This window comes from Aeromicrobium sp. (assembly GCF_050700635.1).
GTDB lineage: Bacteria > Actinomycetota > Actinomycetes > Propionibacteriales > Nocardioidaceae > Aeromicrobium.
The window spans coordinates 1-7,832 of sequence record NZ_JBOHDT010000192.1; the positions used below are offsets into that span (position 1 = coordinate 1).

Below are 7,832 nucleotides of genomic sequence, written 5' to 3' on the forward strand. Positions count from 1 at the left end.
GTGTTACGGCCTTCATCGCGAGGTCGAAGCCGAGCCCGAGGTGGGAGTCGTCGCGACCGGACGTGGTCACCGACCACTCCAGGAGAATCGAGAAGTCGGTGGGCTCCTGCACCTCCGCCACGAACACCCCTGCGCCGATGGAGTGCGGCAGTCCCGCCGGCACCAGCACGCCGTCACCCGGACGGACCTCGACGCGATGGAGGTGGTCGAGCATCCACTCACCGTCCTGGTCGTCACGACGACGGGCGAGCTCGTCGGCATCGACGTCTTCGGTCCAGCCGAGGTGCACGGCGGCTCGGTCGTCGACGTCGAGGACGTACCACGCCTCCGTCTTGCCGTAGGCGCAGCCGAGGTGCCGAGCAGCGAACGCCCGGTCCGGGTGGACGTGTACCGGCAGACGCTGGCCGGCGTCCAGGAGCTTCACCAGCACGCCGGTGTCACCGTCGGCGCGATCAGTGCCGGTCCACGAACGGGAATCGGCCGCGACCAGGTCGCGCAGAAAGTCACCATCGGTGGTGCGGGCCAGCCCGACTCCCGGCTGGCCGGCGCGCGAGACCGTGGCGGCGATCCATTCTTCCGGCTGGCGTTCCGACGTCGCCTCGATTCCCCGCAGCGCCGCGATGCGAGCCCCGCCGGTGTAGAAGTGTTCGACGAGATTCGGCTGCAGGCGTACCGGCCTCATGCTGGCACCGCCAGTTCACCGGAGCCGCGAGGGATCAGCTCGGTCTCGACGATCAGCTCGCGCGGCTCCAGGCGATCCCGGTCACGAGCGTCCAGGTGGACGAGAACGCGCTCCGTCGCCGCGACACCGATGCCGTGCGGATCCTGATTCACGCAGGTGATGGCTGGCGACAATGTCTCCGCCATCGGGAAGTCGCCGAAGCTGATCATGGCGACGTCCGTGCGTGCTGCGGTATGCAGTGCATGCGCGGCTCCCATGCCGGCCCGCGGGTTGGCGGCGAACAGCGCCGTGGGCGGTCGGGGCAGGGCGAGCAGTCGCTGAATGTGATCGATCGCCTCGTCCTGGTCGCCGTGTCCCTCGGCATACCAGGCGGGGTCGGGCTCGACGCCGGCGGCGGCGAGGGCGTCCCGGTAGCCGAGCAGCCGGTGGCTCGTCGTGGGAAATCGGACGTCGTTGCCGACAAACGCAATCCGGCGGTGGCCGCGCTCGACGAGGTGGTCGACCGCGCGACGGGTGAGGCCGCGGTCGTCGACGGCCACGATGTCGAACCCGCCGAGCTCGACCTGGCGGTCGACCATGACGATCGGGAACGTGAGCCGTTCGAGGTAGGCATGGTCGCCGGTGACCGGTGCGAGGATCAGGGCCCGCACGCGCTGCATCGCCATCCGTTCGACCTGCTGACGCTCGCGATCGGGGTCGGAGCCGGTGCTGCCGAAGATCACGCTCAGCCCGGCCTCCAGCGCACGTGACTCGACCGCGCTCATCAGTGCCGCGAAGAACGGATCGGCGATGGAATCCATGACGACGCCGATCGTGTCGCCGCCGCCGGACTTCAGGGACCGCGCGAACGAGTTCGGCACGTAGTGCAGCTCGGCGATGGAGTCCGTCACCCGAGACCTGACTGCTTCTCGCACCGAGGGCGACCCATTCACGACGCGCGACACCGTCTTGATGCTGACGCCGGCGTGGGCGGCGACGTCGTGGAGGGTGGGGCGGCGGGTCACGCCGCCCATGGTCCAGGCGAATGACAACGTTGTCAAGCATCGAAGCCCTGACCAGCCGACGGCCCCGAACCTCAGGGGTCCGGGGCCGTCGTGGCTGTTGCGGGGTTGGCTAGAAGCCCATGCCGCCCATGTCGCCCATGTCGGGAGCGCCACCGCCGGCCGGAACGGGCTCCGGCTTGTCGGCGACGACGGCCTCCGTGGTGAGGAACAGGGCCGCGATCGACGCCGCGTTCTGCAGCGCCGAGCGCGTGACCTTGGCCGGGTCGATGATGCCCGCGGCGATGAGATCGACGTACTCGCCGGTCGCGGCGTCGAGGCCGTGACCCAGTTCGAGGCCGGCGACCTTCTCCGCGACGACGCCGCCCTCGAGGCCGGCGTTGATGGCGATCTGCTTCAGCGGAGCCGAGGCCGCCGCCTTGACGATCGCGGCACCGGTGGCCTCGTCGCCCTCGAGCGTGAGCTTCTCGAACGCCGCTGCCGTGGCTTGCACGAGCGCGACGCCGCCACCGGCAACGATGCCCTCTTCGACGGCCGCCTTGGCGTTGCGGACGGCATCCTCGATGCGGTGCTTGCGCTCCTTGAGCTCGACCTCGGTGGCCGCGCCGACCTTGATGACGGCCACGCCGCCGGCAAGCTTGGCCAGACGCTCCTGGAGCTTCTCGGTGTCGTAGTCGGAGTCGGAGTTCTCGATCTCGGCGCGGATCTGGTTGACCCGTCCGGTGATCTGCTCCTCCGAGCCGCCGCCCTCGACGATCGTGGTCTCGTCCTTGGTGGTGACGACCTTGCGGGCCGTGCCGAGCAGCGAGAGATCGGCGTTCTCGAGCTTGAGTCCGACCTCCTCGCTGATGACCTCACCGCCGGTGAGGATGGCGATGTCGGCGAGCATGGCCTTGCGGCGGTCACCGAAGCCCGGAGCCTTGATGGCGACGGACTTGAAGGTGCCGCGCATCTTGTTGACGATCAGCGTCGCGAGGGCCTCACCCTCGACGTCCTCGGCGATGATGACGAGCGGCTTGCCCGACTGCATGACCTTCTCGAGCACCGGGACGAGGTCCTTCACCGAGGCGATCTTGGAGTTGACGATGAGGACGTACGGGTCCTCGAGCACCGTCTCCATGCGCTCGGGGTCGGTGACGAAATAGCCCGACAGGTGACCCTTGTCGAACCGCATGCCCTCGGTGAGCTCGAGGTCGAGGCCGAAGGTGTTCGACTCCTCGACGGTGATGACGCCTTCCTTGCCGACCTTGTCCATGGCCTCGGCGATGATGTCTCCAACGGTCTGGTCGGCCGCGGAGATGGCCGCGGTGGCCGCAATCTGCTCCTTGGTCTCGATGTCCTTCGCCAGGCCGATCAGCTGCGAGCTGATGGCCTCGACAGCGGCCTCGATGCCCTTCTTCAGGCTCATCGGGTTGGCGCCGGCGGCGACGTTGCGCAGTCCCTCGCGCACCATCGCCTGGGCCAGCACGGTGGCGGTGGTGGTGCCGTCGCCCGCGACGTCGTCGGTCTTCTTGGCGACCTCCTTGACGAGCTCGGCACCGATCTTCTCGAACGGGTCCTCGAGCTCGATCTCCTTGGCGATGCTGACACCGTCGTTGGTGATCGTGGGGGCTCCCCACTTCTTCTCGAGGACGACGTTGCGGCCCTTGGGACCGAGCGTCACCTTCACGGCGTCGGCGAGCTGGTTCATGCCGCGCTCGAGGTTACGACGAGCTTCCTCGTTGAAAGCAATGGACTTGGCCATGTGTGGATCTCTCCGGTCGACGTAGTGCGATCGGCCCGATCGGACCGATCTGGTGGTCTGGCACTCTCATCATACGAGTGCTAATCAACCGGGTGCAACGGGGTCTGGCACCCGCTCCGGTCACACCGAGAACAGCAGGAACAAGCCCGTGAACGTGTACGTGACCATCAGCAGCAGCATGCCCATCTGACCGGACAGCCGGTGCGCGCGCGGCAGCACGACGAGGGCCCGGTCGTGGGCCGCGACGACCGCGAGCACGTGCCCGGTCACCACGAACGAGACCTTCAGGGCGGCCAGCGTCGACGTGTGCGTCGACAACACATAACTGACCTCGGCGTCCGACCCGACCAGGGCGAAGACCACTGCCTGCCCCTTCTCGACGAGATACGTCACGTAGTGGGCGAGGATGTAGCCCACGACGATCGGTACCAAGGAGTGCGCGAGCTTGCCCGGGAGCGCCGCTCGCTCCTCTGGAGTGACTCCACCGGTGGCACGCGACGCGAGCTGGAACAGCGCGGCCACCACGAGGCAGAAACCGAGCAGCGTCAAGCTGTGCGCCAGCACCGACAGCGACTTCGACTGCCAGAACGCGGACGCCGAGAAGCTGTCGTACGCGGTCGAGCCGAGCAGGGTGGCGAGCAGCGCCACCAGTCCCGGCTCGATCGGGATCTGCGGCAGCGTCCGCAAGGGATTGTGCAAAGCCCATCGGCCGTCGCGCACGAACGGCGACAGCCGGGCGACGACGGCGCTGTACACGTCGAACGGGTCGGCACGGTCGTACCAGCGCGGCCCGAACACGACGCCGCCGATGATGGTGACGGCTACGTACCCGACCACCCAGACTCGCACCGCGCCCACGTCGCCGGGATCGGGCGAAGCCAGCTCGAGCCACACGAAGGCGAGCAGGCCCACGACCGCCGGCCAGTAGCCCAGCCGGCGCGGATAGGCGACGAGTCCGTTGGGACGGCCGGACAGGCGCCCGACCAGCGACTGGATCGTCCGCCACGGCGAGAGGTCGCGCCACACGTGCCCGGCCACGAGCGCCAGCGGCACCAGACCCACCCACACCAGGACGTAGAGCGCCCCGATGCCTCCGTTGGTGGCATCGTCGGGTCTGGCGAACAGAGCGACCAGGAACAAGCCCGTGAGCAGCGCGCCTTCGACGGCCAGCCACGGACGTCGCGGCGGCGGGTCTGCGGGGTTCGGCTCGGCATCGAACCGCGGCTCGCGCCAGGCCAGCGCGAGCACGGCGAACGAGATGGTCAGCGCCCAGGAAGCACCGACCATCGCGTAGAGGAACGGGATCGGGAGGTCCGTCGAGCCGCCGACACCGTGGGTGACGAAGTCGGCCGCGATCACGGTCAGGGACGGACGACGAGCTGGACGATCGTGGCGTCGACCTCGTGCGCCTCGACGGCCACCTGGCCGGGTGTGTCGATGGTGAGCATCTCCTCGACCTGATCACCCGCGCGCACCTTGAACTCCTTCTCGGGCTCGGAGTGGACGTGGATCTCCTCATCGGCATCGGACGTGATGCGCAGGATGACCGGCTGCCCGACCAAGACGTCGACGCGCTCGCCCTGCGGCGTGACCTTGCCGTCCTTGATGGCGATGTCGACAACGACGTCCTTCACCGGATCGGTCACCTCGGACTCGCGCGGTGTGGGTGAGGACGAGACGGAGCCGGTGTCGGTGCTGTCGGAGCAGCCCGTCAGGAGTACGCCAGCGGCGAACACGGCGGCAAGAGCCTGCCTCATGAGTCCTTCCTGGGATCACCGTCGGTGGGTTCGTCGTCGAAGGCGCGCTCGATGATCTCGCGCTCCTCGCGTTCCTCGCGGCGGTCCTTGCGGGCGATGTACAGCACGACCGCGACCACCACCACCGCAGGAACGAGCGCGGGGATCGCGAGGAGAGCTGCGTGGTGGGCCCACAGCTGCTCACCAACGGGAATCATGACGTCAGGGTAGGCGCATCACCCGACTGCTTCTGACCGGCCCCGTGAGCGCTGATGCTGCGCGAGACCCGCCCGACGGCTACGGAGATGCCGGCGAGGATGGCGATGCTGCACAGCAGCACGATCAGGTTGGCCACGCCCCACATCCAGGCGGGGGCGTCGAACTCACGCTCACGCTGGAGGATCTCGATCTCGGGCACGAAGTCACGGGTGAACTGCGGCTCGGCCGGGACCTCCTCGGCGTCGAGCGGGGCGTCGGCCGGCATGAAGATCGGCACGCCGGCGAGCATGCGTCCGTCCTGCACGCGCAGCAGCGTCTTCCAGTTGCCGCCGACGGGAACAGGCTGGGTCGACTCCCAGGTGTTGTCGCCGGTGCGCTGCAGCTGATGCGTGACGATGCCCTTCTTGTCGTCGGAACCGCCTTGCCACGCGGTGAGCTGAACCCAGGTGGGGTTGTCGTCGATGAGGTCGGCCGGCACCGAGACCTTCGCCATGATCTCGGGCTGAGCGTCAGTGCCGACCTGCGTCGTGGTGATGGTTGCCGCGGCGTCGTCCGGGACTGTGGCGTACAAGCCGTTCGCGGCAGCCGCGCCGGTGACCAGTATCGATCCGACGACGATGGCCCGGCCGACGTTCGGCGAGGGCAGCTGACCCCGCAGGCCCATGGAGAACAACGCACCACAGAGACCGGCGCCGATCGCCACGGGCAACGTCATCGCCAGGCCCTCGAGCCAGATGTCCTGCGGCCAGGGGAACGGGAAGACGAGGTCGTTCCACAGCTTCTCGATGACGGTGCCGACGGTGCCGATCACCAGCCCGCCGACAGCGCCGAAGACCAGTGGTTTGTCCTTCAGCCTGGACAGCGCGAGCAGCTCGATGATGACGGCGCTGCCGAGGTAGAGCGGGAAGACGTGGTGGGCCTGTCCGAACACGTCGGTGACGACGAACGAGACGATGCCGCGGACGATGACGAAGAAGAACGCCGTGTACAGAGCGACACCCACGCCGCCGTACAGCCGTGCGGCGACCAGCGCGATGGCACCGGCAGCGGCGATCATCATCGGCTCGAGCACCATGCGGAACTGGGCGACACCGAAGTCGAACTCGGCCTGGAAAACCGAGAGTCCGATCAGCAGACCGCCGAACGCCGAAGCGAGCGCGATCTTGTGAAAGATCTCAGAACCCTCCGACGGCACACGCTGCCGCCATTCCTCGGAGAACTCCGCCTCGCGGTGCAGCAGGATGATGCCGGCGGTCGAGAGGCCGGCGCCGCCGATGAGCATCAGGTGGGTGGGTCCCCACAGCGTGACGTCCTGGCCGAACAACCGGTGCCAGACATCGTCGAGCGGGAAACCGATCAGGGCGTAGAGGCCGCACGCGGCGATGAAGATTCCGCTCACCGGCGCGTACCAGTTGCGGGTGATGCGCACGGAGGCGATGCCGGGCTTGGCGCCGTCGCGCGGGTAGACGACGGCGGACATCCCGGCCACGAAGAGGGCGAAGAGCCCGTAGAGGATCAGGTAGTGAGCCGGGTTGGCCAGCGGTCCGGCGTCGCGCCCGCGACCCGCATGGAGGCTGACGTCCCAGAGGAAGCCGAGCAACGCGACGATCAGGGAGCTGGCGACGAACAGGGTGGGAATGGAGGACCAGCCGGGCTCGTCCGTGCGCTCTCGCAGGCGCTCGCCGGCCGCCTGGAACCACTCGATGCGGTGGGTGCGGTGGGCCCAGGCGATCCACAGCAGGCCTGCGGTGACGATCGCGGCACCGGCGGTGAGGCCGATGACTTGATCGAGGGCGGCGCCTCCGGCTGGGGGAGGCTCGGTCGCGGCGATGAACATACCGCGAGTATTGCCATGACCATGTGACACCGCAAGTGACACATAGGCCTGGACGGCGGTGTCGTCCGTCACGTGGGCGGGCCCACATCAGGCCCGGTGATCAGTGGCCGACGACCTCGTGAGCCTCGCGTCCCTTGGGCCCGTCGACGACCTCGAACTCGACCGGCTGCCCGTCCTCGAGGGTCTTGTAGCCCTCGGACTTGATCTTGGACCAATGGACGAAGACATCGTCCTGACCTTCGACTTCGATGAAGCCGTAGCCCTTGTCAGCGTTGAACCACTTGACGGTGCCTTGCACCATGGCCGAACTCCCACTCACGTCTGCGATGGACCCGTCGTCGGGGGAAGGATCCGAAGTCATGGGGTGAGCCTACCGGCCGTCATCCACCGGCGACGGCCGGGATTATCGAGATCTGTGTGCCCTCGGGCGTGGGGGTGTCGAGGCCGTTGGAGAAGCGGACGTCCTCCTCGGCCACGTAGATGTTGACGAACCGGCGCAGCGCGCCCTGCTCGTCGACGACCCGGGCCTTGATGCCCGGGAAGCTCGACTCCAGGGAGTCGAGCACGGCGGCGAGTGTGGCGCCGTCGGCGTCGACCTGCGACTGGTCCTGGG

The 7,832-nt window shown here is 68.1% G+C and carries 9 protein-coding genes; all 9 read right to left on the bottom strand.

All coding sequences use genetic code 11. The annotated features are described in order from the left end of the window. On the bottom strand, window positions 1-682 hold a 682-nt coding region (locus ACRDPN_RS15105; RefSeq protein WP_431449506.1), incomplete at its 3' end, for a class I mannose-6-phosphate isomerase. Then, a complete protein-coding gene (locus tag ACRDPN_RS15110; RefSeq protein ID WP_431449507.1) occupies window positions 679-1,686 on the bottom strand; it encodes a LacI family DNA-binding transcriptional regulator in 1,008 nt (335 codons plus the stop codon). The genes ACRDPN_RS15110 and ACRDPN_RS15105, both read right to left, overlap by 4 nt. A gap of 109 nt (window positions 1,687-1,795) precedes the next feature. Further along, the gene (gene groL / locus ACRDPN_RS15115; protein ID WP_431449508.1) at window positions 1,796-3,427 is read right to left on the bottom strand and encodes a chaperonin GroEL; all 1,632 of its coding nucleotides are present in this window, start codon (window positions 3,425-3,427) and stop codon (window positions 1,796-1,798) included. 120 nt (window positions 3,428-3,547) lie between these two features. After that, entirely contained in the window at window positions 3,548-4,786 is a 1,239-nt protein-coding gene (locus ACRDPN_RS15120; RefSeq protein ID WP_431449509.1) for a hypothetical protein, read from the bottom strand. Between the two features lie 2 nt (window positions 4,787-4,788). Then, window positions 4,789-5,184, bottom strand: coding sequence for a hypothetical protein (locus ACRDPN_RS15125; protein WP_431449510.1), 396 nt, complete (start codon window positions 5,182-5,184; stop codon window positions 4,789-4,791). Continuing rightward, complete coding sequence (locus tag ACRDPN_RS15130; protein ID WP_431449511.1) at window positions 5,181-5,381, bottom strand: hypothetical protein; 201 nt, start codon at window positions 5,379-5,381, stop codon at window positions 5,181-5,183. The genes ACRDPN_RS15125 and ACRDPN_RS15130 overlap by 4 nt, the downstream gene beginning before the upstream one ends. Then, entirely contained in the window at window positions 5,378-7,219 is a 1,842-nt protein-coding gene (locus tag ACRDPN_RS15135; RefSeq protein ID WP_431449512.1) for a hypothetical protein, read from the bottom strand. The genes ACRDPN_RS15130 and ACRDPN_RS15135 overlap by 4 nt, the downstream gene beginning before the upstream one ends. Window positions 7,220-7,319: 100 nt before the next feature. Further along, the gene (locus ACRDPN_RS15140; RefSeq protein ID WP_431449514.1) at window positions 7,320-7,520 is read right to left on the bottom strand and encodes a cold-shock protein; all 201 of its coding nucleotides are present in this window, start codon (window positions 7,518-7,520) and stop codon (window positions 7,320-7,322) included. A 79-nt stretch (window positions 7,521-7,599) separates the two neighbouring features. Then, a partial coding sequence (locus ACRDPN_RS15145; RefSeq protein WP_431449513.1) for a MoaD/ThiS family protein occupies window positions 7,600-7,832 on the bottom strand: 233 nt, incomplete at its 5' end.